Annotated in this window: 21 protein-coding genes; 11 read left to right on the forward strand and 10 right to left on the reverse strand. The window is 61.2% G+C overall.

Features of this window, described 5'->3' with window-relative positions:
• Positions 1-133: 133 nt before the first annotated feature.
• Entirely contained in the window at positions 134-742 is a 609-nt protein-coding gene (locus DET50_RS02055; protein WP_113861213.1) for a methyltransferase family protein, read from the forward strand.
• Between the two features lie 3 nt (positions 743-745).
• Here the strand turns inward: DET50_RS02055 and djlA are convergent, their stop codons facing one another.
• Both djlA and DET50_RS02065 read right to left on the reverse strand, forming a co-directional pair.
• The gene (gene djlA, locus DET50_RS02060; RefSeq protein WP_113861214.1) at positions 746-1525 is read right to left on the reverse strand and encodes a co-chaperone DjlA; all 780 of its coding nucleotides are present in this window, start codon (positions 1523-1525) and stop codon (positions 746-748) included.
• 50 nt (positions 1526-1575) lie between these two features.
• Positions 1576-4404: an HD domain-containing phosphohydrolase gene (locus tag DET50_RS02065; protein WP_113861215.1), complete on the reverse strand. Its 2829-nt coding sequence runs from the start codon at positions 4402-4404 to the stop codon at positions 1576-1578.
• A gap of 84 nt (positions 4405-4488) precedes the next feature.
• Between DET50_RS02065 and alkB the strand changes: the two genes are divergently transcribed.
• A complete protein-coding gene (gene alkB / locus DET50_RS02070) occupies positions 4489-5139 on the forward strand; it encodes a DNA oxidative demethylase AlkB (protein ID WP_113861216.1) in 651 nt (216 codons plus the stop codon).
• Between the two features lie 11 nt (positions 5140-5150).
• Here alkB and DET50_RS02075 read toward each other — a convergent pair whose 3' ends face one another.
• Entirely contained in the window at positions 5151-6431 is a 1281-nt protein-coding gene (locus DET50_RS02075; RefSeq protein WP_113861217.1) for an MgtC/SapB family protein, read from the reverse strand.
• Positions 6432-6669: 238 nt separating this feature from the next.
• Between DET50_RS02075 and DET50_RS02080 the strand changes: the two genes are divergently transcribed.
• Complete coding sequence (locus DET50_RS02080; RefSeq protein ID WP_113861218.1) at positions 6670-7521, forward strand: universal stress protein; 852 nt, start codon at positions 6670-6672, stop codon at positions 7519-7521.
• Positions 7522-7551: 30 nt separating this feature from the next.
• Here DET50_RS02080 and DET50_RS02085 read toward each other — a convergent pair whose 3' ends face one another.
• From DET50_RS02085 to DET50_RS02095, 3 genes are read right to left on the reverse strand one after another with little or no spacing between them, the layout of a single operon-like run.
• On the reverse strand, positions 7552-8745 hold the full coding sequence (locus tag DET50_RS02085; protein WP_113861219.1) for a BaiN/RdsA family NAD(P)/FAD-dependent oxidoreductase: 1194 nt from the start codon (positions 8743-8745) through the stop codon (positions 7552-7554).
• 43 nt (positions 8746-8788) lie between these two features.
• Positions 8789-9592, reverse strand: coding sequence for a PhzF family phenazine biosynthesis protein (locus DET50_RS02090; RefSeq protein WP_113861220.1), 804 nt, complete (start codon positions 9590-9592; stop codon positions 8789-8791).
• Positions 9589-9906, reverse strand: a complete 318-nt coding sequence (locus tag DET50_RS02095) for a hypothetical protein (RefSeq protein WP_113861221.1) — start codon at positions 9904-9906, stop codon at positions 9589-9591. The genes DET50_RS02090 and DET50_RS02095 overlap by 4 nt, the downstream gene beginning before the upstream one ends.
• Positions 9907-10110: 204 nt before the next feature.
• Here DET50_RS02095 and DET50_RS02100 point away from each other — a divergent pair, with 204 nt between their 5' ends.
• Both DET50_RS02100 and DET50_RS19560 read left to right on the forward strand, forming a co-directional pair.
• Complete coding sequence (locus DET50_RS02100; RefSeq protein WP_258546024.1) at positions 10111-11115, forward strand: aminotransferase-like domain-containing protein; 1005 nt, start codon at positions 10111-10113, stop codon at positions 11113-11115.
• Positions 11112-11510 carry an aminotransferase class I/II-fold pyridoxal phosphate-dependent enzyme gene (locus tag DET50_RS19560; RefSeq protein WP_258546025.1) on the forward strand — a complete coding sequence of 133 codons (399 nt, stop codon included), beginning with the start codon at positions 11112-11114 and terminating at the stop codon, positions 11508-11510. The genes DET50_RS02100 and DET50_RS19560 overlap by 4 nt, the downstream gene beginning before the upstream one ends.
• On the opposite strand, the gene DET50_RS02105 is transcribed toward DET50_RS19560, so the two are convergent.
• Together DET50_RS02105 and DET50_RS02110 are read right to left on the reverse strand one after the other, a co-directional pair.
• A complete protein-coding gene (locus tag DET50_RS02105) occupies positions 11507-12157 on the reverse strand; it encodes a response regulator transcription factor (protein ID WP_113861222.1) in 651 nt (216 codons plus the stop codon). The two genes, DET50_RS19560 and DET50_RS02105, sit on opposite strands and share 4 nt — an antisense overlap.
• Positions 12150-13655 carry a sensor histidine kinase gene (locus tag DET50_RS02110; protein WP_113861223.1) on the reverse strand — a complete coding sequence of 502 codons (1506 nt, stop codon included), beginning with the start codon at positions 13653-13655 and terminating at the stop codon, positions 12150-12152. Before DET50_RS02110 ends, DET50_RS02105 begins: the two co-directional genes overlap by 8 nt.
• Before the next feature lie 154 nt (positions 13656-13809).
• Between DET50_RS02110 and DET50_RS02115 the strand changes: the two genes are divergently transcribed.
• The 5 genes from DET50_RS02115 (at position 13810) to DET50_RS02135 (ending at position 19422) form a co-directional block, all read left to right on the forward strand.
• Positions 13810-15438 carry an acyl-CoA synthetase gene (locus DET50_RS02115; RefSeq protein ID WP_113861224.1) on the forward strand — a complete coding sequence of 543 codons (1629 nt, stop codon included), beginning with the start codon at positions 13810-13812 and terminating at the stop codon, positions 15436-15438.
• A gap of 254 nt (positions 15439-15692) precedes the next feature.
• Positions 15693-16526: a metal-dependent hydrolase gene (locus DET50_RS02120; protein ID WP_113861225.1), complete on the forward strand. Its 834-nt coding sequence runs from the start codon at positions 15693-15695 to the stop codon at positions 16524-16526.
• Positions 16527-16634: 108 nt separating this feature from the next.
• Complete coding sequence (locus DET50_RS02125; RefSeq protein ID WP_113861226.1) at positions 16635-17585, forward strand: DegV family protein; 951 nt, start codon at positions 16635-16637, stop codon at positions 17583-17585.
• 144 nt (positions 17586-17729) lie between these two features.
• Complete coding sequence (locus tag DET50_RS02130; RefSeq protein ID WP_113861227.1) at positions 17730-18764, forward strand: hypothetical protein; 1035 nt, start codon at positions 17730-17732, stop codon at positions 18762-18764.
• Positions 18765-18792: 28 nt separating this feature from the next.
• Positions 18793-19422 (forward strand): LysE family translocator, encoded by a 630-nt coding sequence (locus tag DET50_RS02135; RefSeq protein WP_113861228.1) that lies wholly within the window; start codon positions 18793-18795, stop codon positions 19420-19422.
• 69 nt (positions 19423-19491) lie between these two features.
• On the opposite strand, the gene fdxA is transcribed toward DET50_RS02135, so the two are convergent.
• Together fdxA and mutS are read right to left on the reverse strand one after the other, a co-directional pair.
• Entirely contained in the window at positions 19492-19815 is a 324-nt protein-coding gene (fdxA, locus tag DET50_RS02140; RefSeq protein ID WP_092004514.1) for a ferredoxin FdxA, read from the reverse strand.
• A 164-nt stretch (positions 19816-19979) separates the two neighbouring features.
• Positions 19980-22622 carry a DNA mismatch repair protein MutS gene (mutS, locus tag DET50_RS02145; protein ID WP_113861229.1) on the reverse strand — a complete coding sequence of 881 codons (2643 nt, stop codon included), beginning with the start codon at positions 22620-22622 and terminating at the stop codon, positions 19980-19982.
• A gap of 107 nt (positions 22623-22729) precedes the next feature.
• On the opposite strand from mutS, the gene pncC reads away from it, so the two are divergent.
• The gene (gene pncC / locus DET50_RS02150; protein WP_113861230.1) at positions 22730-23230 is read left to right on the forward strand and encodes a nicotinamide-nucleotide amidase; all 501 of its coding nucleotides are present in this window, start codon (positions 22730-22732) and stop codon (positions 23228-23230) included.
• Positions 23231-23387: the final 157 nt, after the last annotated feature.

Consider the following 23387-nt stretch of genomic DNA (forward strand, 5'->3'; position numbering starts at 1 on the left):
CCTTGAGAATTCTTCTGCAACTCTATCCCAATCCCTAACGTGACGACATGTCATTTCAGGTAGTAAAAAGACACTTTTCATCAGTGGTTTCAGATAATAAGCTTGCAGATCAATTCTGCATTAAGCGCACCTGATGGATCTTATCGAACCGCTGGTCAGGCATTTCCTGGGCATCTTTTTCCTGATGATCGGCCTGCAATTCGCCGGCCGGACGCTCGGGCTCTATGACCGGCTCAAGTTTTCCCATATTAGTTATGGCAAGCGTGGCTCCGCGCCCTGGTGGCACCGCCATACCTTCAACCTGTTCCGTGCGGCTATCCTCGGCGTGTGCGTGGTGCGGATGTTTGCGGACATTGATCCGTGGTTGGGAGTGTTTGGCCCGCTGTACCATTGGCCGGTGTTGCTGGTGGGAATGCTGTTGCTGCTGGTGTCCTTTGCCGGCATAAACTACCTGCAGGCCTACATGCATGAGGACTGGCGCTCCGGCATTGACGCCGGGGAAGGGCGCCAGAAACTCATCACGCAGGGCCCGTTTGCCCGCAGCCGCAATCCGTTGTTCCTGGCCGTCATCACCGGCCAGCTGGGTTTCTTTCTGGCATTGCCCAGCGTCTTTTCCCTGGTTTGCCTGATTACCGGGGTCACGGTGATCATGAGGCAGGCGAGGGAAGAGGAGAAGGCTCTGGCACGGCAATTCGGCGAAGCCTACGAGCAGTACCGGAGCCGGGTGCCTCGCTGGTTCTGAGGGTTAACCGGCTTTCTTGCGGGCCTCCTTGATCACATCGTAGGCATGGCTGATCTCGCGGGTCCGTTCCTCGGCCATTTCCCGCATGCTTTCGGGCAAACCCTTGCCGGCGAGTTTGTCCGGATGGTTTTCACTCATCAGTTTGCGGTAGACCTTCTTGATTTCCTCGTCACTGGCGGACGGTGATACGCCCAGTGCCTTGTAGGCATCGTCGAGCTGGTCGCTGGTGGAGCGCTGGCCGGCGCCCGCCTGGCCGGCATGGGCACCGCGCAGCATGGCTTCCAGCTGGTCGACCTGGCTCTCCGGCAGTCCCAGCCGGCGGGCAATACGCACAAGCATCTGGTGCTCTTCCGGATGGACCACGCCGTCGGCAGCCACCGCGGACACCTGTACCTGGAGAAACATCTGCAGCAGGGCCGGTTGGCGGGCACTAACCCGCATGAACCGGTCCAGCTCGGCATCCAGGTCAAAACCCTCTGATTTGCCCCGGTTGAAGGCCTGTTTGGCGGCTTCCCGCTGCTTATGATTGAGCCGGAACCGCGCGAACATGGACTCGGCCATCTGGATCTCGTCCCGGGTGACCACGCCGTCAGCCTTGCACAGCGCCCCCATCACTGCGAACACCGACTCCAGGAATCCACTCTGGATGTTCTGAAGTTTCCCGATCAGGCGGGCCTTGGCGCGGTTGAACAGAAACGCGCCGATGGCGGCACCGATAAGAAATCCGGTGAATTTTCCGAATGCATAGCCAATCAGGCCGCCGATAATGATTGCAAACAGCATCAGGTTGTCCTTGGTCCAGCGAAAATACGACTTGAGAATATACGTGTTTTTCAGTTCCGATTCATGAACTGGCTTTCATCCACCTCATCGATCTGTTCCGGTAGAAGGTGTTGCTCACCATAGCGCCGGTAGGTGCCGGAGCGCACAAACAGCTCAAAGGTCTCGCGATCGATGTGGCCGTTATTCACCATGCCGGCCATGATAGCCAGCGCCTGGGTCAGGGTCTTGCCTTCCTTATACGGGCGGTCGACGGCGGTCAGTGCCTCGAACACATCCGCCACGGCCATGATGCGTTCCGGGATACCCATCTGCTCGGCGGTCAGGCCGCAGGGATAGCCCTGGCCATCCATCCGTTCATGGTGAGTGCCGGCAAGACGGGGCACATTAGCCAGCCGGTCGGGCAGGGGCAGGGCGTCGAGCATGCAGATGGTCTGCACGATGTGCTCGTTGATCTTGAAGCGCTCCTCAGCGGTGAGGGTGCCCTTTGCCACCGTCAGGTTGTGGATTTCGCCCCGGTTATAGGCATACTCGGGCAGTTTCATGTCAAAACCCCAGACATTGCGGGGATCGTCCTTCTCAACCGGCGGGCGGTGATCGCCCCAGGGCTGGAGATGCTCGGGCTTATCGGCCAGCAGGTGCTCCGTGACGGGCAGGGGTGGTTCGGGGACATCAGCCAGTCTTTGCTGTTCATCGGTGGACAGGCCCAGGCGGTCGCTTAAATGTCTTTGCCAGGTCTGTTGGCCAATGGCCCGGATGCGTTCGATGTCCTGGTGACTCATGGATTCGCCACCCTTGTTGGCCCGGGCCAGGAAGGCAAACTCTTCCTGCAGCCGGGACCGGGTGCGGTCACGCTGCTCGCGGGCAACGGCCTCATTCTCGCCCTCAAGGATCGCCTGCAGGTAGGTGATCTCGGCGTCCCTGTGCAGTACCTCGAAGCGGGTGCGGATCTCGTGAATGCGATTGTGTAGGGTTTCCAGCTTCACCGCCTTGTCCACCACGTATTCCGGGCTGGTGATCTTGCCGCAGTCGTGGAGCCAGGCCGCCAGTTCGAATTCATGGCGTTCGTCATCGCTCATGGAGAAACCGGCAAACTGGCCTTCGTTGCTGGCCTCGGCTTCCGCCAGGATCATCTGCGCCAGTTTCGGAACCCGTTCGCAGTGCCCGCCGGTATACGGGGATTTGGCGTCGATGGCATTGGCCACCAGCCGGATGATGCCTTCCAGCAGGGCCTGCTGGCTTTCCAGCAACTCCCGTGTCTCGATGGCCACGGCGGCGGAGCCGGCGATCTCATCGACAAAGACGATGAGGTCATCGCTGAGGTGGGTGTGTTCTCCGTGCTCCATTTCGATCACCAGCACGCCCACCAGTTTTTTCCTGCGGTTACGCAGGATCGCGAACACAGGATGGCCGCCGATATGCTGACGTAGTTTACGAATCAGGTCGCTGTCGTCGATGCTGGTGTTGATGTTTTCAATGCGGTCAGGGAGTTCGGAGTGCTGGTCCACGGCCAGGCGCAGCTCCTGCTCCTGTTTGCTGAACAGGTAGATGCCACCGCGCTCCTGGCCGACGATGTGGATGATCTGTTCGAGGATATCCTGCAGCAGCTGGTTCAGATCCTGGCCCCGGTTCAGGACCGAGGCAATGTTCTGGAAGCTGCGGATGGTGCTGGACATGTCGTCCAGCGCCACGCCCAGCTGATGGGCTTCGCGGATGTGGGAGTCCGAGCGAACCTGGGTATCGAACCGGAAACGGGACAGCCTGCCAACCTGTTCGGTCAGCCTCTCCAGGGGGCGCCCTACGCGCCGGCCAAGGAACCAAGCGACAACGAGCAGAGCGATACCAATGCCCCCGGCGATCAGGGTTTGCCGGGTCAGCGCGGCCCAGACATCGGCCAGCAATTCGTCCGAGGGAATGGCCACGGCCACCTGGAGCTGTTCGTCCGCCAGAGCGTTCAGCGGTTCCCGAATGCCATACCAGGTCTTGTCTTCTGCATTGAAAAGGCGGACCGGCGTTCCGGCTACCGGCTGTCCACCCTGGTCCAGTACCGTTGAGATGACGTTACCTGCTTCCGTCCGGCCGGAAGAATCGGCGAGCACCTGGCCCTGCTGGTTGACGATCGCAATGCGGGTGCCTGGTGTCTGGCGCAGCTCGTTCAGATGACTGCTCAGGTCGGTGACGGTGACATCGATGCCGAACACGGCCGAACCGGCTCCGGTGCCGAAGTCGCTGCTGCGGTGCGAGAGCGTGAGGCCGGTTTCCTGGGTGGTGAAGAACACATAGGGAGCGGAAAGCTCGGTCTTGGGGGAGTCTGCTGCCGCCTCGAACCAGGGTCGCGTTCTCGGGTCAAAGGTGTAGTTGGGCACCTGTCTGCGAGCGATCAGTTCTATCCCGGCATCGTAGAACTGCCACTCGCCGGTAACCGTGCCGGCTTCCCGGGTGACGGTCTGCAGCAGGAAGTGGGTGCCGTCAGGCGCATCCGGGAACTGCAGGGCGCCGGAACTGCGAACCTTGCGCAGCAGGAAGAAATCCCCGTCGCCCCAGCCGGCATAGACAGCACTGACAATGTCGCTGCTTTGCAGTATGTCGGCCAGTACGTCGAGGCGTTCAATTCGCTCGTCGTTGGTCAGGCTCGTGGCCAGGGGATCATGGCTCAGAACGGCGAGGGCCGTTGAGGGTGGGGCGGTGATGGCATTGATACGGTCATCGACACTGACCGCCAGCTGCCTTGCGGTAGCGCTGGCCGCCGAGACCTTGGCGCTCTCCATGCCATGGAAACTCTGCCCGAGAAGCACCAGGGCAAGCACCAGCATGCCGGAGGTAATCGCCGAGGCAATCAGTAAAGCCAGGGAAATCTGGGCCGACTGGCTCTTGACGTACATCGTTCATCCTTACTTGAAAACCCGGTTAAAAGGGTAGACTGTTTAGTCGGAACTTTCCGGTTTTTCCATACAAAGTCGTAAGTTATGACACTTGATCTGTTTGATGGCGAGGGCGTTGAACCACGCCGGGAAACCATTGCCGAAGGCGCGGTTATACTCAGGGGATTTGCAGGTGAGGTGGGGCAGGGATTAATGGCCGCCATTGATTTGGTCGCCTCACAGTCGCCGTTCCGCCACATGGAAACTCCGGGGGGCCATACTATGTCTGCCGCGATGACCTGTTGTGGTGAGTTTGGCTGGGTCACCGATCGGCGGGGTTATCGCTACGAACCCCGGGATCCGGTCACCGGGCAGGCCTGGCCCCGAATGCCGGAGCTGTTTCTGAAGCTCGCATCAGAGGCAGCGGCGGAGGCAGGGTTCGAGAATTTCGTGCCGGATGCCTGCCTGATCAACCGCTACCAGCCGGGGGCGAAAATGGGTTTGCATCAGGACCGGGACGAGCGGGATTTCAGCCAGCCGATTGTGTCGGTGTCGCTGGGTCTGCCCATTGTCTTTCAATTTGGTGGGCCGCGGCGCAATGACCGGCCGGTGCGAGTGCCGCTCGCCCATGGTGATGTGGTGGTCTGGGGTGGCCCGGCCCGGCGCCACTATCACGGAGTCCTGACCCTGAAAGCGGGTGATCACCCCCTGACCGGCGCCCACCGGTACAACCTGACGTTCCGGAAGGCCGGTTAACCTCCGCCCGGCTACTGAAACCACGCAACCGCCAGGCCAGCCACCAGGGAGACCACCATCGGCCCGCCTACGAGCAGTCCGGTCCGGCGGTTACCGATGCCCCAGGCCATGCCTGATTTCACCAGGTTGTTGACGGCAGCGGCCAGGACGATCCCGACAACAGCAGTGCCCATCGCCAGGGAGTCGTTGGACATGCGGGTGAGTGACAGGGTGATGGCATCGACATCGGCGACACCGGAGCTGGCCGCCAGCAGATAAATACCGGCATTGCCCAGCCAGTTCTTGAGGAATTCACCAAGCAGGAGAATGGCGGTCAGCAGCATGCCGAACACCAGGGCCGAGGTCAGGTCCAGCGGGTTTTGGTTCAGGGTCGGCTGGGAGACTTTCAGTTTTTCCGAGTTGCGGCGCCAGATGAGCAGGGCCGGACCATAAAGCAGGGCTGTCATGATCACAACCGGCCAGATCAGCAGCGGCAGCAGATCGCGGTTGATGACAAAGCAGTACACCAGGATGCGGGGAAACATGGTGCCGCAGGCAATCAGGATACCGGTGGCAAACTGCGGGCTCAGTTCCGGATTACGGGCCGACTGCCGGGCGAAATGCAGGGTCAGTGCAGTGGACGAACTGAGCCCGGCAAACAGGCTGGTAAAGAGGATGCCCTTGCGGGCGCCTGCCACCCGGATTGCGAAATAGCCGACAAAGGAGATGGAGGCAATCATTACCACCATCCACCAGATTTCTCGGGGGTTCAGCACCCCTCCGGGCCCCATGGCTTCATTCGGAAGCAGAGGCAGCATCACGACGGAAATCAGCAGCAGTTTCAGGGCCGCATCCAGTTCGTGGGCCTTGAGTTTGTTGACCCAGCCGTGAATCTCCTCCTTGTTGTCCAGAATGATGGCAGTAACCACAGCCGCTGCTGTCGCCATGACCGGGTCCACGACCACGGCGATGGTGCCGAAACAAAACGTCAGCACCATGCCGACCATGCCTGTGATGCTGAAGTTGCGGATGTGCTCCAGCCGTTCGCTGTAGGCAACAATGGCCATGGCCACGACACAGACCAGCAGGACCGGGAAGGCCCATTCGGTGATCTCCCGTGCCAGTACGCCGGAGACGCCACCAAGCAAGCCGATAAGGGCAAAGGTCCGGATGCCGGCGATGCGCTCTCCGGACTTCTGCTCCCGGGCATCCCAGCCCCGTTCCAGGCCAATAATGGCACCGAGGAGCAGGGCAACCGCAAGGTTGATGATGGTCTGGTTGGACGTGATGAACTGGCTCGCTACGTCATCCATGTCTGGGCAGAAACTCCGGATTTTGCTGTCGCTGGGGATTAATTCGACGGGCCTTTTTCAAGAGTTTTACTGTAATGGCAGGTGTTTGCAAACCCGCCCGGAGGTTCTGTTGATGTTGCTCATGTCTCTCCTGATAAATGCCGGGATTTGTTTGACTTCGAACAGGCGGCAGATAAGGTGGTCATTGGCATGAAACGGACACAAAAACGATCATAACGATTCCGAAGGCGAGGTAGACATGTTGAATGTAGTGGCCTGTATTGATGGCTCCCGCGCGGCACCGGCAGTGTGTGATTACGCAGCCTGGGCAGGGCGGCACATGGATGCGCCCCTGTTACTCCTGCATGTTCTGGATCAGGAACGTTATCCGGCGGAGCCGGACCTTGCCGGCAGCATCGGCCTCGGTAGCCGGGAGCACCTGCTGGATGAGCTGGCAGATCTGGATCGCAAACGGGCAAAGCTTGCGTTGGAGCACGGCCACCACTTGCTGGACGAGGCTGAGCAGCGTGTCAAAGAGGCCGGCATTACCGACGTGACCAAGCGCCAACGGCATGACGAGCTCACCGAATCCCTGCTGGCACTGGAGAACCAGACCCGCTTGCTGGTCATGGGGCTGCATGGCGAGAGCAGTTCAGACCGGGACATTCACATCGGCAGCCAGCTGGAGACGGTGATCCGCAGTGTCCATCGGCCCATTCTGCTGGTGCCGGATGAATATACCGAGCCCAGGAGTGCAATGCTGGCGTTCGATGGCAGCGCGACGGCCTTCAAGGGTGTCGAACTGTTGGCGGGCAGCCCGGTATTGAAGGGCATGCCGTTGCACCTGGTGATGGTCGGCCCCGATACCAGCGATCGGTGGGAGCAGCTGAAAAAGGCGGAAAGCATGCTCTCGGGACTGGAGAGCGAGATTACCCTCGCGATCCGTGCCGGCGATGTTGAACCGGCCCTGCATCAATACCAGGAAGAGCACGATATCGACATCCTGGTGATGGGGGCTTACGGCCACTCGCGTATTCGTCAGTTCCTGGTGGGCAGCACCACCACAACCATGCTCAAGACGGCACAGAAGCCCCTGGTTATCCTGCGCTGATTCGCACTTCTGTGCCCTGATGGCCGGCCCTCAGGTCACATTCCCGGCGGCAACGCCGGACGCCCAGGCCCACTGGAAATTGTGGCCGCCCAGATGGCCGGTGACATCCACCACTTCCCCGATGAAGTACAGGTTCGGCCGGTCCAGGACCGCCATGGTCTTGGATGAGAGTTGGCGGGTGTCGATGCCACCCAGGGTGACTTCGGCTGTTCGGTAGCCCTCGGTGCCCGCCGGCTTGATGGTCCAGTCTCCCAGGGTTTGGGCGACGGTTTCGATATCGGCGTTCTTGTACTCCTGTAGCGGGCCGGTCCAGCCGTGGAGCTCGTTGAAAGCGCTGGCAAAGCGTTTCGGCAGGTACTCGGCCAGATACTGGGCGACGGTGGTGCGGGGTTTTTGCTTGCGCAGACCCATCAGGTCGTCCTCGATCCGTCGGGTCGGCAGCAGGTTAATGCTGATGTCGTCGCCCGGAAACCAGTAACTGGAAATCTGCAGCATGGCCGGGCCGCTCAGCCCCCGATGGGTGACCAGCATGGGTTCGCGAAAGTGCTGGCGGTTGCACTCGGCGTCCACCGGGCTGCTGATTCCGGCCAGCGGCGCCAGCTGGGTTTTCAGCTCCGGCTGGAGCGTGAAGGGTACCAGCCCGGCGCGGGTGGGGAGCACTTCCAGGCCGAATTGCCGGGCGATCTCGTAGCCGAAGGCGGTGGCGCCCATGGTCGGGATCGAGAGCCCGCCGGTGGCAATTACCAGGGATTCGCAAGTCAGTGCGCCACTGCCGGTTTTCAGGTGGTAGCCCGCATCTGTCTCATTGACGGAAGTAACGGACGTCTTCAGCCGGATTTCGGCCCCGGCCCATTCACACTCGGTCAGCAGCAGGTTCAGGATGTCCTTGGCGCTGTCCCGGCAGAACAGCTGCCCCGGGGCTTTCTCCTCGTGTTCGATACCGTGGCGATCCACCAGTTCCAGGAAATCCTGAGGGGTATAACGCTTCAGCGCAGAAATGCAGTAGTGCGGGTTATCAGACAGGAAATTGGCCGGCGTGCTGTTCAGGTTGGTGAAATTGCAGCGCCCACCGCCGGACATCAGGATCTTTTTCCCGGGCTTGTTGGCGTGGTCGATCACTAGTACCCGGCGCCCCCGGTAGCCCGCGGTGGCGGCGCACATGAGCCCGGCGGCACCGGCGCCAATGATGATTACGTCGTAGTGGGATGCCGAGGATGCTGTCATTACTGCCCGCCGGTGTGAGTGAACGGCGGGCAGTATATCAGTCTCAGGGCAGGTGTACGGAACCTTCCATGTAGAACGCGGCCTGGCCGGCGATATCGATGCGCTCGCCCTTCAGTTCACAGCGCAACAGGCCGCCCCGGGCTGACAGCTGCCGCGCCTCAAGGGACGATTTGCCCAGCTGGCTTGCCCAGTAGGGTACAAGCACGCTGTGGATGGAGCCGGTCACCGGGTCCTCGTCGATACCCGCGCCGGGGGCAAAATAGCGGCTGACAAAGTCGCAGCTCTCGCCCCGGGCGGTGATGATCAGCCCCTGGTTGCCGAGGGACTTGAGCTTGCGGAGATCGGGCTCGGCCGACCGGACCGCCGCTTCGTTTTCCAGCACCACCATGTAGTTGGTGTCGTTGGGCACGTAGAACGCGGTCTCCGGTGCGCTCTCGAGGGCCTCGTGGATGATGTCGGGTGTCTGGCGCTCCTCGAAGGCCAGGTTGGGGAAGTCGAGCACGAGCCAGTCCTTGTCCCTGCGAACGCCCAGATGGCCGCTCTTTGACTGCAGGATGATTTTCTCCCTGGCCCAGTCCAGCTTGTTGAAGATGACCCAGGCGCTGGCCAGCGTGGCATGACCGCAGAGGGGCACCTCCACCGTGGGCGTGAACCAGCGGATGTGGAAGTCGGCTTCATCCGTCTCGGGCAGCCGGACCAGGAAGGCGGTTTCGGACAGGTTGTTTTCCATCGCCAGGGCCCGGAGGGTGTCATCCGGCAACCATTGGTCCAGAGGCATGACAGCGGCCGGATTGCCGCCGAAAACACGGTCGGTGAAAGCATCGACCTGGAAGATCGGGTGCATCATCGGTTTTTCTCCTCGAGTGTGCGTCCAGCGTAATCATGGGCCTTGTATCTGGCAAACTGTTCCAGTTCGCCCTCGCTGTACAGGTGCACCTCAGGCGTGGGGCGGCCGAGTGTCAGAATCCTGTGCCCGTGGCTTGCCCGGTGGATGGTGAACCCGAGGTCTTCCAGCCATTTCCGGGTGACCTCCGGCCGGATAGTGCCCAGGGGCAGGGTGGGTGATGCCAGTCCCAGTAGATCCTTGCGGGTAGAGGCAGGGATGTCCGGGAGCAGGACAGGAACGGCTGAGTGCCGTGCAGGAACAGTGGCGGATCCCATGGTGAAACTCCTTCTTCTATGAGCTTGTCATCATTGTCCTGCTTCGCTGACAGGCATAACAGATTCAGTTAATCTGTTTTTGAATCGGTACAGATGAGTCTCACACCAGTCTGTACCGATTCATTTGCTGCCGATCTGTACTGCCCCATTGCCGGACAGGTCTGGTGCAATAACAAGGGAGATACAAGGCAGGAGGGAGACCGCATGGGCGTTCTATACAGCCAGGTGGCGGATCAGCTGCAGGCGCTGATCCAGGAAGGGGTGTACCGGCAAGGCGACCGGTTGCCCGGTGTACGGGTATTGAGCCGGCAGTTCGGAGTGTCGATTTCGACGGTATTGCAGGCCCACCAGACCCTGGAGGCACGGGGATACCTGGAAGCCCGGGAGCGCAGCGGCTATTTCGTGCGCCTGCCGGTCCAGGATGTGCCGGAGCCCAGGATGCCAAAGCACCGGAGCCGGCCGGTCCCGGTGACCGCGCGGGAAATGACCCTGGATCTGTGTGCGGATGAGCAGAAACGCATGGTGCCGCTGGCCACCGCGATTCCTCACCCGGATTACCTGCCTGTACGGCAGATCCAGCAGAGCACGCTGTGGGCGGCACGTCGGGGCCTGGAAACCCTGGATTATGCCTTTCCCGGCAAGGAATCGTTCCGCCGCCAGATTGCCCAGCGCATGGCGGCAATCGGCGTGCCGGTGACGCCGGACGATATCCTGGCAACCAACGGCGCCCAGGAAGCCATCATTCTGGCCCTGCGGGCGGTGACCCAGCCGGGGGACATCGTGGCGGTGGAGTCGCCGTCGTTTCCCGGTATTCTCCAGGCGCTGGAAGTGGTGGGACTGCGAGTTATTGAAATTCCCACCCATCCCTCGGAAGGCCTGAGCCTCGAGGGCCTTGAGTTGGCCTTGGAACAGTGGCCCCTGAAGGCCTGTGTGGTGGTGACCAACCACAGCAATCCCATGGGGGCGCGCATGTCCGATGAGCGCAAGAAGCAGCTGGTGTCCATGCTGGCGGCGGCCGATGTGCCTCTGATCGAGGATGATATCTACGGCGACCTGTACCACACCGGTGAGCGGCCCCGGCCCGCCAAGGCGTTCGACCGGGCTGACAACGTGATCTATTGCAGTTCGTTTTCCAAGACCATTTCCCCGGGCCTGCGCCTGGGCTGGATGATCCCTGGCCGCCACATGGCCAGCACAAGTATTTCGTGAACCTTGCGACCTCCTCGATTCCCCAGCTGGCGGTCGCCCACTTTCTGGAGCAGGGCGGCTATGATCGGTACCTGCGGTCAGCGCGGCAGCACTACCGGGAAGCGACCGAGCGCATGCGCTCGGCGGTGGCCCGCTCGTTCCCGGAAGGCACCGCGGTGAGTCGGCCCCAGGGCGGGTTTGTACTCTGGGTGCAGCTACCGGAGGGGGTATCCGGAACGGAGGTGTACCAGCGGGCAAGGGCGGAGAACATCAACGTGGCGCCCGGCCTGATGTTCTCCACCACCAACAAGTTCGATAACTGCCTGCGCCTGAACGGCGGAAATCCCTGGACCGGCACCATCGAAAAGGCCGTCGCCAGGCTAGGTGCACTGGTCCACGAGGAGATAGGCCGCTAACGGTCGCGGCGCAGATCCAGTGGATCAACCAGGCCCGCCGCAATGGCGATGCCGGTCACGTCCGGAAGTCGTTCGGCGCCCAGGCGTTTCATGACCCGGGCCCGGTACAGGTCGATGGTCTTGACACTGACTCCCAGCTGATCGGCGATCTCACGGCTGGTGTAGCCCTGGGCCAGCGGCAGGAAGACATCCCGTTCCCGCCGGGTGAGGGTATCGATCAGTGCCTCGGTGCGGGCATTGCCGTGGAAACGCTGGCCGCTCTGGCGCTCCTGGAGCGCCTGCTGGACGCTGTCGAGCAGCAGCTGCTCGTTGAACGGTTTCTCGATGAAATCAAAGGCGCCGGATTTGAAGGCCCGGACCACGATGGGTACATCCGCGTGGCCGGACACGAAAATGATGGGCACCTCCAGCCCCCGTTTCTGCAGCTCTTCCTGCACGTTGAGGCCGCCAAGCCCGGGCATCCGCACATCCAGCACGACACAGCCGGCGTTGGTCTGCCCCACCGCATCGAGGAACTTGCGGCCATCGCTGTAGGCCTCGACCCGCAGCCCCACTGACTCGAGCAGCCACTGGGTCGACTCGAGCATGCCGGCGTCGTCGTCGACCACGTAGACGGTGGTGGGCGGGTTACTGGGTGATTCAGTCATTCCGGGAAATCTCCGTTGTTGCAGTCTTGTTCTTGTTTCCGCTGGCGGGGAAGCGGCAGGTGAGGGTAAGGCCACCGGTCTTCGCCGGCCTGGCATCCAGGAAGCCGCCAAAGCCTTCGATAATGGAGCGGCTCATGGACAGGCCAAGGCCCAGACCCTGGGGCTTGCTGGTGTAAAAGGGCTGGAACATCTGGCGAATTTCCTGCTCGCCCAGCCCGTCGCCCTGGTCGGTGACTTCGATCAGGGTCTCGTTGCGTTCATTGATACGGGTGGTCAGTATGATCTCGGCCGGGTTTGCCTGATCCGCGCTGTCTGCCTTCCGGGCCTCGACCGTCGCTTCAATACCGTTACGGATAAGGTTGATCAGGACCTGCTCAAGCAATACCGGATCGGCAGTGATGACCGGAGCGGCGTCAGACAGGCGCTCCCGGATCCTGACCCGGCTCTTGTCGGCTTCCCACTGGCAAAGTCGGGCCACATTGCTGACCACGTCGTTGAGGGAAATGGGTGCAGTTCGTTTCTGGCCCTTGCGCAGGAAAGCCCGGAGCCGCTTGATAACTTCCGAAGCCCGGTTGGCGTGGTGCACGATCTTTTGCAGGCCATCGTCCACCCGGTCCAGGCATTCCGGATTGGTTTGGGCGTTCTTCAGATAGCGCTGGCTGGCACTGGCAAAGTTCACGATGGTGGCCAGTGGCTGGTTCATCTCGTGGGCGATACTGGAGGCCAGTTCGCCCAGGGTTGCCAGTCGTGCGGCATGGGCCAGTTCGTCCGCCAGTCGCCGGCTGTTTTCCTCGGATTCCACCCGGGCGGTGATGTCCCGTGACACGCTGATGACTTCCACCACCGCACCGGTGTAGGTCTCGCGGATGGCGCGGCTGGCGATCTCGAACCAGCGCTTGCTGCCGTCCCGGTGCAGGATCTCCAGGGTCAGGGTGGCGTAGCCATCGTCCCGCAGGTGGTTACGGGCTTCCACCAGCTGCTCGACCACGTGATCGCCCCGGAACACCTCTTCCAACGGCTTGCCCCGCAGCTCCTCGGGCCAGTAGCCGAGCAATCGCCATGATGCCGGTGTTGCATCGATGAACCGGCCGTCCGGGGCGTGACGGGAAATCAGATCGGTGGTGTTCTCGGTAATCAGCCGGTACAGGCGGTTGGACTGCACCGCCTGCTCCCGGGTGCGAACTTCCTCGGTGGCATCCCGGCCCCGGAGCAAGACCTGGTTGCTGGCCTGATCGGGTATCAGCGTCCAGAGCAGGATATGGCCGGGTATCCGGGATTCGACATTCTCGATGGCCCGGTTCTGCTGCAGGGAGGAATGCACCAGGGCCTGCGTATTGACCGGGAGCAGGTCCACCGCGCTTTCAAGGCCGGCACTGCTCACCAGGTCGATAGCGCTGCGACTGGCCTTCAGCAGGGCAGAGTGCCTATCAAGGACCAGACCGGGTTGCGGGTCGGCGTTCGGCAAACTAAATACCGTATCAGGGGGAAAATCGGTCATATCATCGTTGTTATAGTAATTGCACTATAATACCTTGGTGTAGTTTCTAGTATTTGTCCCATCAAATACCATTTTGACCAGCGTGAATTATAGCCAGATTAGCGATTTTCCTGAATACGCCATAAGAACAACAGAGCTCCAAGAGGAACCCGTTATGACCTCGATTTTTGACCAGGGCCTGGCGCCCGTCGATGCCAACTACGCCGTCCAGTCGCCGATTGATTTCATCGAGCGCACCGCGAGTGTTTATCCGGAATACCCGGCCATCATTCACGGCGCGATTCGTTACAACTGGGCACAAACCTATGAGCGCTGCCGTCGCCTGGCCTCGGCCCTGCAGGGGCGCGGGATCGGTCGTGGGGATACCGTCGCCGTGATGCTGCCGAATATCCCTGCGATGGTGGAATGCCACTTCGGCGTGCCCATGATCGGCGCCGTGCTCAATACCCTGAACGTGCGCCTGGACGCTGACGCCATCGCTTTCATGCTCGAGCATGGAGAAGCCAAGGTGGTGATCGCGGATCGCGAGTTCGGTCAGGTCATCAAGGATGCCATTCGTCACCTGGAGCACAAGCCGCTGGTCATTGATGTGGATGACCCGGAATACGGTGAGGGCGTGCAGGTCAGCGATCTCGATTACGAGGCGTTCCTGCAGGAGGGTGACCCGCAGTTCCAGTGGAACTTCCCCGAAAACGAGTGGGACGCGGTTTCCCTGAACTACACCTCCGGTACCACCGGCAACCCCAAGGGCGTGGTCTATCACCACCGCGGGGCTTACCTCAATGCCCTGGGTAACCAGGCCGTCTGGTCCATGGACATGCATCCGGTCTATCTGTGGACCCTGCCGATGTTCCATTGCAACGGTTGGTGTTTCCCCTGGACCGTTACCGCCATGGCCGGCACCCATGTTTGCCTGCGCCGGGTGGACCCGGAGAAAATCCTGCAGCTGATCCGCGATCACCAGGTCACCCACATGTGCGGCGCGCCGATCGTTCTGAATGCGCTGCTCAATGCGCCGGCAGCCGCCAAGGCCGGGATTGATCACGAGGTGAAATCCATGACCGCCGGTGCGGCGCCCCCCGCCCAGGTGATCGGGGCGGTAGAAGAAATGGGCATCAAGGTGACCCACGTTTACGGCCTGACTGAAGTGTACGGCCCGGTAACTGTGTGTGCCTGGAAGTCCGAGTGGGATGAGCTGCCGCTGCATGACCGTGCCCGGAAAAAGGCACGCCAGGGCGTTCGCTACCATACCCTGGCCGGCACCATGGTCGGTGATCCCAACACCATGGAACCGGTGCCCAAAGACGGCAAGACCATCGGCGAGATCTTCCTGCGCGGCAACACCGTGATGAAGGGTTACCTGAAGAACCCGAGCGCCACCGAAGAGGCCTTCCGTGGTGGCTGGTTCCACACCGGTGACCTGGCGGTGTGGCACGAGGACGGTTACCTGGAAATCAAGGACCGCCTGAAGGACATCATCATCTCCGGAGGAGAGAACATCTCCACCATCGAGGTGGAAGATACCCTGTACCGCCATCCGGCTGTGCTGGAAGCTGCGGTGGTTGCCCGTCCGGACGAGAAGTGGGGCGAGACTCCCTGCGCGTTCATTACCCTGAAGCCGGAAGCCGGCGAGGTCAGCGAAGAAGAGATTATCACCTTCTGCCGCGAGCATCTGGCCCGCTTCAAGGTACCGAAAACGGTCGTCTTCACGGAGCTGCCCAAGACCTCCACGGGCAAGATCCAGAAGTTCGTGCTGCGGGATCAGGCCAAAGAGCTGGACTGATCTGCTGACCGTCTGCGCCAGCCCGGCGCAGACAGTTATTCCCTCTGTGTGTCCTTGGGAGGTATCGGCATGGCCATGCCTCCCTTTTTTGTTCTCTTCGGCTGTCGGCGCTTTGTCATTTAATGACAAAGTGTCAGTTATTTTGCCCGGATACCTTCCGTCGGTTTCGTGATCGGGTTTACACTGAGCCTCTGGTTACGTTTTGTCCGTTGTTGATTGCATAACAAAAACATTCCCGACAACAGGAGGCCACCATGTCAGTCAGCTCGACCCCGGAAGGGGTGTCTGTCTCACCCCGGCACATCCATTTCGATGTCAGCGAGGATCTGAAATCCTTCTGGCATGGCAACGACGCCTTCCGCACCGCCTTTTTCAATGCATTGTCGCTACAGTTTCCCGATGGCGAGCAGCAGTTCATCAATGCCGTGCGCCTGTATCGGGACCGGATTGACGATCCCAAGCTCAAGCAGGAGATCCGGGGCTTTATCGGTCAGGAGGCTCTGCACAGCCGCGAGCACAAGAGCTACAACGAGGCACTGAAGTCCCGTGGCTATGACATTGATGCAATTGACCGGCGCTTCCTGAAGCACATGGAGTGGGTAGGAAAGTTGCCCCCGAGCCGGCAGCTGGCGGGCACCTGCGGCGCCGAGCACTACACCGCGGTCCTGGCCAATGCGATCCTGAAGAACCCGGAGTGGATGGAGGGCGCCACGCCTGCCATGAAGCAGCTCTGGCGCTGGCATGCCATCGAGGAAACCGAGCACAAGTCCGTCGCATTCGATGTCTACCGGGCCTGCGTGGGCAATGAGCGGCTGCGCCGGATCGTGTTCCTGTTCGTGACCTGGAATTTCTGCAAGTACACCTTCCTGAATACCTGCAGCCTGCTGCGCACCGACGGCAAGCTCTGGAGTGTCCGGACCTGGCTGGGCGGGCTCAATTTCCTGTGGGGCAAGCCCGGGGTCATTCGCCAGTGCCTACCCGAGTTCCTGGCCTACCTGCGCAAGGACTTCCACCCCTGGCAACAGGACAACCGGCGGCTGCTGGCCGAAAACCTGCGGGAACTGGAAGGTCTGGGTGTGCCGAATTGAGCGGGTGCTGAAATTCCGCCCCGCTTATGTAAAACTTGGCGACTCAAAATAACGATAAAATAAAGGGCGTTCCCGTCGAGGAATCGTCCGCAGCTGGAGAGTCTCACCATGCGAGTAGGTTTGATCGTTGATTCCGCGTGTGATCTGCCCTATGAGTTCAGTCGCAAGCACGACCTCTTTATCCTCCCCGTGACTGCTGTCATCGACGGCCAGACCTACATCGACGAACACGACCCGGTACGCACCCAGGAGTTCTACCAGAGCGGGCTGCTGCAGAAAGGCCATCATGCCGAGACCCAGGCCTTCACCGAGGAACAGATCCATGACCTGTTCATGGAGAAAATCGTCACCCAGTTCGACGTTGCCATTTGTGAAACCGTCACGCGAAGCCGCAGCCTGATTTTCGAGAACGCCACCAAGGCGATGAACAGTGTGCTGGCCAGCTACGAGAAGGCCCGGGCAGCCGCCGGCCGGGACGGCAAATTCTCCATGCGGGTGATCGATAGCAAGCAGATTTTTGCCGGCCAGGGGCTGCTTGCGGCCCATACCCTGAGATTGATCGGCCAGAAACTCTCCAAGAACGCCCTGCGCCATGAGGTGGAGTCTTTCACCGACAAGATCTACACCTGCGTCATCCCCAGGGATCTGCACTACATCCGAGAGCGTGCCCGCCGCCGCGGCGACAAGAGCATCTCGGCCCTTGTCGCCTTCCTGGGCAAGGCACTCAACATCACGCCGGTGATTTTCGGGCAGGGCGCCGAGGGCCAACCGGTGGCGAAAACCCGGAACTTTGACGTGGCCGTGGAGAAAGTCATGAACTACGCGGCGGCGCGGGTCGATGCCGGCCTGCTGACGCCTTACGTCAGCCTCTCCTGCGGGCTGACCTGGACCGAAATCGAAGACCTGCCCGGCCTGAACCGGTTGCGGGATGCCTGTGAGCGCAACGGCGTGGAGTTGCTGCTGTCCCAGATGGGGATCACCAGCAGTATCTACGTCGGTCCGGGCAGCCTGTGTCTCGCCCTGGCGGCAGACCCTCATACCTTCAACGATTTCCAGTAACTGCGGGCACGGTCCTGTCGATGCTTCCTCAGCTGCTTGGCCTGTCCGCATCCGTGATTCCGTAGTTTGGGCAAACCCCCGGAGGCTGGCTTCGTGTTAGCCTCGGGGTTGCTGTTTCCATCGCCCACAAGGATTGAACCTATCATGACCAAGTCCGCTGGCACTCTGGCCGAAAGGCTGTACGAAGAGCATGTCCGCCATGAGATGGCTGCCCTGAAGGGGGCCAAATTGAAGAAATTCCTCGAGCGGGAGCTGGACGAGCTGCTGGACCATGCCGGACGGATCACCCTGAACCGGGTAGCCGGCATTGATCAGGTGATGGGCGTGATCGAGCGCGTCGTCGTCGACATGGAGCTGGATGCCGGCATCCCCGAGCTGGCGGCCGAGATGGCGACGGAGGTCATGAACTCGCCGGTCCAGGCCGAAACCACGCTGGGGGAAATCATCTCCCGGGAGCAGGCCACCGGATTCCTGGAGGAGGCTCTTGAGCTGCGCCAGCAGCGGGAACGGGTCATCAGCGAGATCATGGCCCATCCGGTCTACCAGGAACTGGTGTCCAATGTGGTCTATCACGGGCTGGTCAACTACCTTTACGAAGACAACCTGATCGCCCGCTCCGTACCCGGGGTGGGCTCCATGATGAAGTTTGGCAAGAAGGTGGCCAACCGGGCGGTGCCGGGCCTGGACGAGACTTTCGAGCGGCGCATCAAGGCCTGGCTCGCGGACAGCCTGCCCGGCCTGATCGCACGCAGCGAGGCGTTCCTGCACCGGGCGCTCAGCGATGACGAACTGCGGGACAGCGTGATGGCCGCCTGGGTGGCGGTGGAAGACAAGACCATCGCTGAGCTTCGTGAAGGATTGGGTGACGTCGAATTGCAGGAGTTCGTGGTCCTTGGCTATGAGTTCTGGTTGCAGTTCCGCAAGACCGGGTACTTTGAAGGCTGTGCCCGGGCCGTGGTGGAGCACCTGTTTGCGAAATATGGCGACCGGCCGGTGACAGACCTGCTGAATGATGTGGGGGTCACCCGCGAGGTGATTCGCACCGAAATCGAGGCCTACGGGATTCCGGTTATGGACGTCCTGCGGGAAGAGGGCTATCTTGAGGCCCTTGTGCGGCGCAGGCTTTCCTCGTTCTATCGTTCTGCGGCGGCGAAGAAACTACTGGCCGGGGAGGAGTAGCGACAAGCCCCGGTAAATTGGGGGTAGCGTGTTTCCTGACCTGATCTGGACCTATCTGATTGCCATAACCTTGCTGACCATCACGCCGGGCGTGGACACCTTGCTGGTGTTGCGCAATACCGGGCGGGGTGGCCTGAAAGACGGTTGTGTCACCAGCGTGGGTATCTGTAGCGGGCTGTTCATCCACGCCACACTCTCCGCGCTGGGTATCTCCATACTGTTGGTGGAGACGGCGTGGGCCTTCAACGCCCTGAAGTGGCTCGGTGCCCTGTACCTGGTGTGGCTTGGCATCGGTTCCCTGCGCCAGGCGTTCCGGGGCAGGGTGGAAACCGCCCTGGTCCAGGTCCGGGAAGCGCGAAGTGCCAGCATGGCCGTGTCACTGCGGGAAGGATTGCTCTCGAACATCCTGAATCCCAAGACCGCGCTGTTCTATATGGCGTTGCTTCCCCAGTTCGTGGATCCGGCGGGTAACGCCTTCCAGCAGTCGCTGGTCTTGGCGGCCCTGCATTTCGTCCTGGCCATGGTGTGGCAATGCGGGCTGGCCTGGATCGTGGCCACCTTTCGCCACCTGCGGGCCAGTGCGCGGCTGAGCCGGGCACTCAATACCCTCACCGGCGGGTTCTTCGTGGCCATGGGCGCAAAGCTCGCAACCACCTGAGCAAAGCGACAGCCACCGACCCATAAAAAAGGGAAACCGCGGCTTCCCTTTTCGATCCGTAACCGGAACTCAGCGCTCCAGATACTGCAGTTTGTCGGGCTTGCCGTCCCATTCCTCGGCGTCCGGCAGAGGATCTTTCTTCTCGGTGATGTTCGGCCACTTGGCGGCCAGATCGGCATTGATTTCCACGAACTGGACCTGATCCGCCGGAAGCTCGTCCTCGGAGAAGATCGCTTCGGCCGGGCACTCGGGCTCACACAGCGCGCAGTCGATGCACTCGTCCGGGTCGATTACCAGAAAGTTCGGGCCTTCATAGAAGCAGTCCACGGGGCAGACTTCCACGCAGTCCGTGTATTTGCACTTGATGCAGTTATCAGTAACGATAAAAGCCATAGTCAGATCCCTGGTCGTAGAGTGTTCAGTCTCATCAGGAGCCGGATAGTGCGAGCCCCTACCTTATAATTTAGTGCGCGATATTGTAGGGAGCGGTCCCTGAAGGGGCAAGCCTTCGCCTGCTATATCCTTATTACATAGGTCATTTCCGCGCAATTTTCCTGTTATTTATTCATTAACTCCCTCAGCTCGTAAAGCCGGTTCAGGGCCTCTCGCGGCGTCAGGTCATCGAGGTCCAGCTTATTGAGTGCTTCTTCCACGGCGCTGGGCTCGAGGCTGGCAAACATATCCCCCTGGAGCACAGGTTCGCTCACCGTCTGCCTGGCTTTGGCCGGGCTCCCGGAATGGCCGGACTCGGGCTGCTCCGGTACCCGGTCAGTCACAGGGGTACTGGGTGTGGCACTGCCCTCGAGATGGCTCAGCTGCGCCTTGGCATTGCGGATGACATCCTGGGGCACGCCCGCCAGTTGGGCGACCTGCAGGCCGTAGCTCTGGCTGGCGGGGCCATCATGAACATTGTGAAGGAAGACGATGCTGTCGTCGTGTTCGGTGGCGGTCAGGTGCACGTTGACGGCATGCTCCAGATCATCAGCCAGCTGGGTCAGTTCGAAGTAGTGGGTTGCGAACAGGGTATAGCAGCGGATGTTCTTCGCCAGGTGCTCGGCGGTGGCCCAGGCCAGGGACAGCCCGTCAAAGGTGCTGGTGCCCCGGCCCACTTCGTCCATCAGTGCCAGGCTGTGCTCGGTAGCGTTGTGCAGGATGTTGGCGGTTTCGGTCATCTCCACCATGAAAGTAGAGCGGCCACCGGCAATGTCATCGGAGGAGCCCATGCGGGTGAAGATGCGGTCCACCGGTCCGAGCACCGCCCGGTTGGCGGGCACGAAGCTGCCGGTGTAGGCCAGCAGGGCAATCAGGGCCGCCTGACGCATGTAGGTGGACTTACCGCCCATGTTCGGGCCGGTAATGACCAGCATTCGCCGTTTGGTATCCATCAGGAGATCGTTGGGCACAAACGGTTCGTCCAGTAGCTGCTCGACCACCGGATGCCGGCCTTCCTCGATGTCGAAACCCGGCTGGTCGGTGAATTCCGGCGCGGCAAAACGCAGGGAGGTTGCCCGTTCGGCGAAGTTGCTCAGCACATCCAGCTCCGACAGGGCCTGGGCGGCATCCTGCAGCGGTGCCAGCTGCTCGGCGACGCTTTCCAGCACTTCGTCGTAAAGGGCCTTTTCCCGGGCCAGTGCCCGGCTCTTGGCGCTCAGGGCCTTGTCCTCGAATTCCTTCAGTTCCGGGGTGATGAAACGCTCGGCATTTTTCAGGGTCTGCCGGCGGATGTAGTCTGCCGGAGCCTGGTCCGATTGCGCCCGGCTGATCTCGATGTAGTAGCCATGCACCCGGTTGTAACCCACCTTCAGGGTGCTGATGCCGGTGCGTTCCTTCTCCCGGGTCTCCACATCCAGCAGGTACTGGCCTGCGTTCTCGCTGATGTTGCGAAGCTCATCCAGCTCCTCATCAAAGCCCTCCCGGATGACGCCGCCATCGCGGATCACCACTGGCGGGTTGTCGATGACGGCCCGTTCCAGCAGGTCGGCCAGCTCCGGATACTCACCGATGGTGGTGGCCAGCTTGACCACGTGGTGGGAATTCACCGGTTTCAGGGCGTTCTGGAGGTCCGGCAGGGTCTGGAAAGCATCCCGGAGCCGGGCCAGGTCCCTGGGGCGTGCCGATCGCAGTGCCACCCGGGCCAGAACCCGTTCAATGTCGCCCACCTGTTTGAGCAGGTCGTGCACCGGTTCGTAATGGAAGCCGTCGAGCAAGGCAGAGACCGCCTGCTGGCGCTGGCGGACCACGTCCACGTCCCGGAGCGGGCGATTCAGCCAGCGGCGCAGCTCGCGGCCGCCCATGGCGGTGGCGGTGCGGTCCATGACCCAGGCCAGGGTATGCTGGTGGCCGCCCATGAGGTTGGTGTCGATTTCCAGGTTGCGGCGGCTGGTGGCATCGAGGATCACCGCCTCTTCCCGGCGCTCCCGGGTCAGCTTGCGGATATGGGGCAGGGCGGTGCGCTGGGTTTCCTTCGCGTACTGCAACAAGCAGCCGGCGGCGCAGATGGCCAGGTGCAGGTCTTCGCAGCCGAAACCGGTGAGGTCGCGCACCTGCAGCTGCTGGGTAATCACCCGGTGAGCCGTGTCGCCCTCGAACAGCCAGGGGCCCTGGCGACGGATGCCGGTGAACCCTTCGAGGATCTCGCCGTATGGAAAGTCCTCGCTGATCAGGATTTCCGCCGGGCGCAGGCGTTGCAGTTCGCCCTGGAGTGCTTCCAGCCCGTCCAGTTCCGAGACCGCAAAACGCCCGCTGGAAATATCCAGGGAGGCGAATCCGAACTGTTCCCGGTGGCTGTAGATGGCCACCAGCAGGTTGTCGCGCCGGTCCTCGAGAAAGGCATCGTCACTCAGGGTGCCGGGCGTGACGATCCGCACCACCTGCCGCTCCACCGGTCCCTTGCTGGTCGCCGGATCGCCAATCTGTTCGCAGATGGCAATGGATTGACCCGCCCGGACCAGACGGGCAATGTAACTCTCGGCGGAATGATACGGCACACCGGCCATGGGAATCGGGTTGCCACCGGATTGGCCGCGGGCGGTCAGGGTTATGTCCAGGAATTCTGCGGCCTTTCGGGCGTCTTCGTAGAACAGCTCGTAGAAATCCCCCATGCGGTAGAACACCAGCTCATTGGGATGCTCGCCCTTGATTTTCAGGTACTGCTGCATCATCGGGGTGTGCTTGGAGAGATCGGTCTGGGCTACTGACATGGATGGGTCCGGTTGCCTTGCTTTTGGATGAAGCCGTGAATTGTAAGAAAATAACGGCGGCGATGAAATGAAGGGTTTGTATCCCCATTTACAGGAAGGAGTGGATCATGGTGGCGAGCGATCAGGAACTGGAACAGGCCGGCGATCGTCTTGGTAAACTGCTGCAGGAGCAGGGGCGGACCATTGCTACGGCAGAGAGCTGTACCGGCGGCTGGGTGGCCAAGGTGCTCACCGATCGCGCGGGTTCCTCCGCCTATGTGATAGCCGGCCTGGTGACCTACAGCAACGGCGCCAAACAGGCCTTGCTCAGGGTGTCGGCGGATACCCTGGAGCAGCATGGCGCCGTCAGTGAGCCGGTTGTCCGCCAGATGGTGGCTGGCGCGGTTCAGGCTGCCGGGGTGGATGTGGCCGTGGCGATCAGCGGCGTGGCAGGCCCCGGTGGTGGCAGTCCCGACAAGCCGGTGGGGACGGTCTGGTTTGCCTGGGGCAGCGGTCTGGACCAGACCGAGGCCGTGGTGAAACACTTCGACGGTGACCGGGATGAGGTGCGCCGACAGTCGGTTTTGTTTGCATTGCAGGCAGTTACCGGCTTCCTTGAGGGGGCGTGACAATTTTCTTGATCCGGTTCACGGGATGAGGGGTTGGTCTCCCCGTTCGCTTGTGTTTTAATACTGTTCAAATATACAGGGAATCTGCTGGATGAGCACAGTGGTTTCCCTTCCGGATTCCGCTGCCAATACCTTGGAAAGACCTGGCAGCCCAGTC

It is taken from the genome of Marinobacter pelagius (assembly GCF_003315345.1).
Classification (GTDB): Bacteria; Pseudomonadota; Gammaproteobacteria; order Pseudomonadales; family Oleiphilaceae; genus Marinobacter; species Marinobacter pelagius_A.

Excerpts from the sequence above, each read along its gene's own strand:
- DET50_RS02115 (WP_113861224.1), top strand. The coding sequence starts at position 13,810 with ATGACCTCGATTTTTGACCAGGGCCTGGCGCCCGTCGATGCCAACTAC.
- DET50_RS02095 (WP_113861221.1), bottom strand. The coding sequence starts at position 9,906 with ATGGGATCCGCCACTGTTCCTGCACGGCACTCAGCCGTTCCTGTCCTG.
- djlA (WP_113861214.1), bottom strand. The coding sequence starts at position 1,525 with ATGCTGTTTGCAATCATTATCGGCGGCCTGATTGGCTATGCATTCGGA.
- DET50_RS02055 (WP_113861213.1), top strand. The coding sequence starts at position 134 with ATGGATCTTATCGAACCGCTGGTCAGGCATTTCCTGGGCATCTTTTTC.
- DET50_RS02105 (WP_113861222.1), bottom strand. The coding sequence starts at position 12,157 with ATGACTGAATCACCCAGTAACCCGCCCACCACCGTCTACGTGGTCGAC.
- DET50_RS02085 (WP_113861219.1), bottom strand. The coding sequence starts at position 8,745 with ATGACAGCATCCTCGGCATCCCACTACGACGTAATCATCATTGGCGCC.
- DET50_RS02130 (WP_113861227.1), top strand. The coding sequence starts at position 17,730 with ATGACCAAGTCCGCTGGCACTCTGGCCGAAAGGCTGTACGAAGAGCAT.
- DET50_RS02110 (WP_113861223.1), bottom strand. The coding sequence starts at position 13,655 with ATGACCGATTTTCCCCCTGATACGGTATTTAGTTTGCCGAACGCCGAC.
- DET50_RS02080 (WP_113861218.1), top strand. The coding sequence starts at position 6,670 with ATGTTGAATGTAGTGGCCTGTATTGATGGCTCCCGCGCGGCACCGGCA.
- mutS (WP_113861229.1), bottom strand. The coding sequence starts at position 22,622 with ATGTCAGTAGCCCAGACCGATCTCTCCAAGCACACCCCGATGATGCAG.
- fdxA (WP_092004514.1), bottom strand. The coding sequence starts at position 19,815 with ATGGCTTTTATCGTTACTGATAACTGCATCAAGTGCAAATACACGGAC.
- DET50_RS02075 (WP_113861217.1), bottom strand. The coding sequence starts at position 6,431 with ATGGATGACGTAGCGAGCCAGTTCATCACGTCCAACCAGACCATCATC.
- DET50_RS02100 (WP_258546024.1), top strand. The coding sequence starts at position 10,111 with ATGGGCGTTCTATACAGCCAGGTGGCGGATCAGCTGCAGGCGCTGATC.
- DET50_RS02065 (WP_113861215.1), bottom strand. The coding sequence starts at position 4,404 with ATGTACGTCAAGAGCCAGTCGGCCCAGATTTCCCTGGCTTTACTGATT.
- pncC (WP_113861230.1), top strand. The coding sequence starts at position 22,730 with ATGGTGGCGAGCGATCAGGAACTGGAACAGGCCGGCGATCGTCTTGGT.
- DET50_RS02125 (WP_113861226.1), top strand. The coding sequence starts at position 16,635 with ATGCGAGTAGGTTTGATCGTTGATTCCGCGTGTGATCTGCCCTATGAG.
- DET50_RS02120 (WP_113861225.1), top strand. The coding sequence starts at position 15,693 with ATGTCAGTCAGCTCGACCCCGGAAGGGGTGTCTGTCTCACCCCGGCAC.
- DET50_RS02090 (WP_113861220.1), bottom strand. The coding sequence starts at position 9,592 with ATGATGCACCCGATCTTCCAGGTCGATGCTTTCACCGACCGTGTTTTC.
- alkB (WP_113861216.1), top strand. The coding sequence starts at position 4,489 with ATGACACTTGATCTGTTTGATGGCGAGGGCGTTGAACCACGCCGGGAA.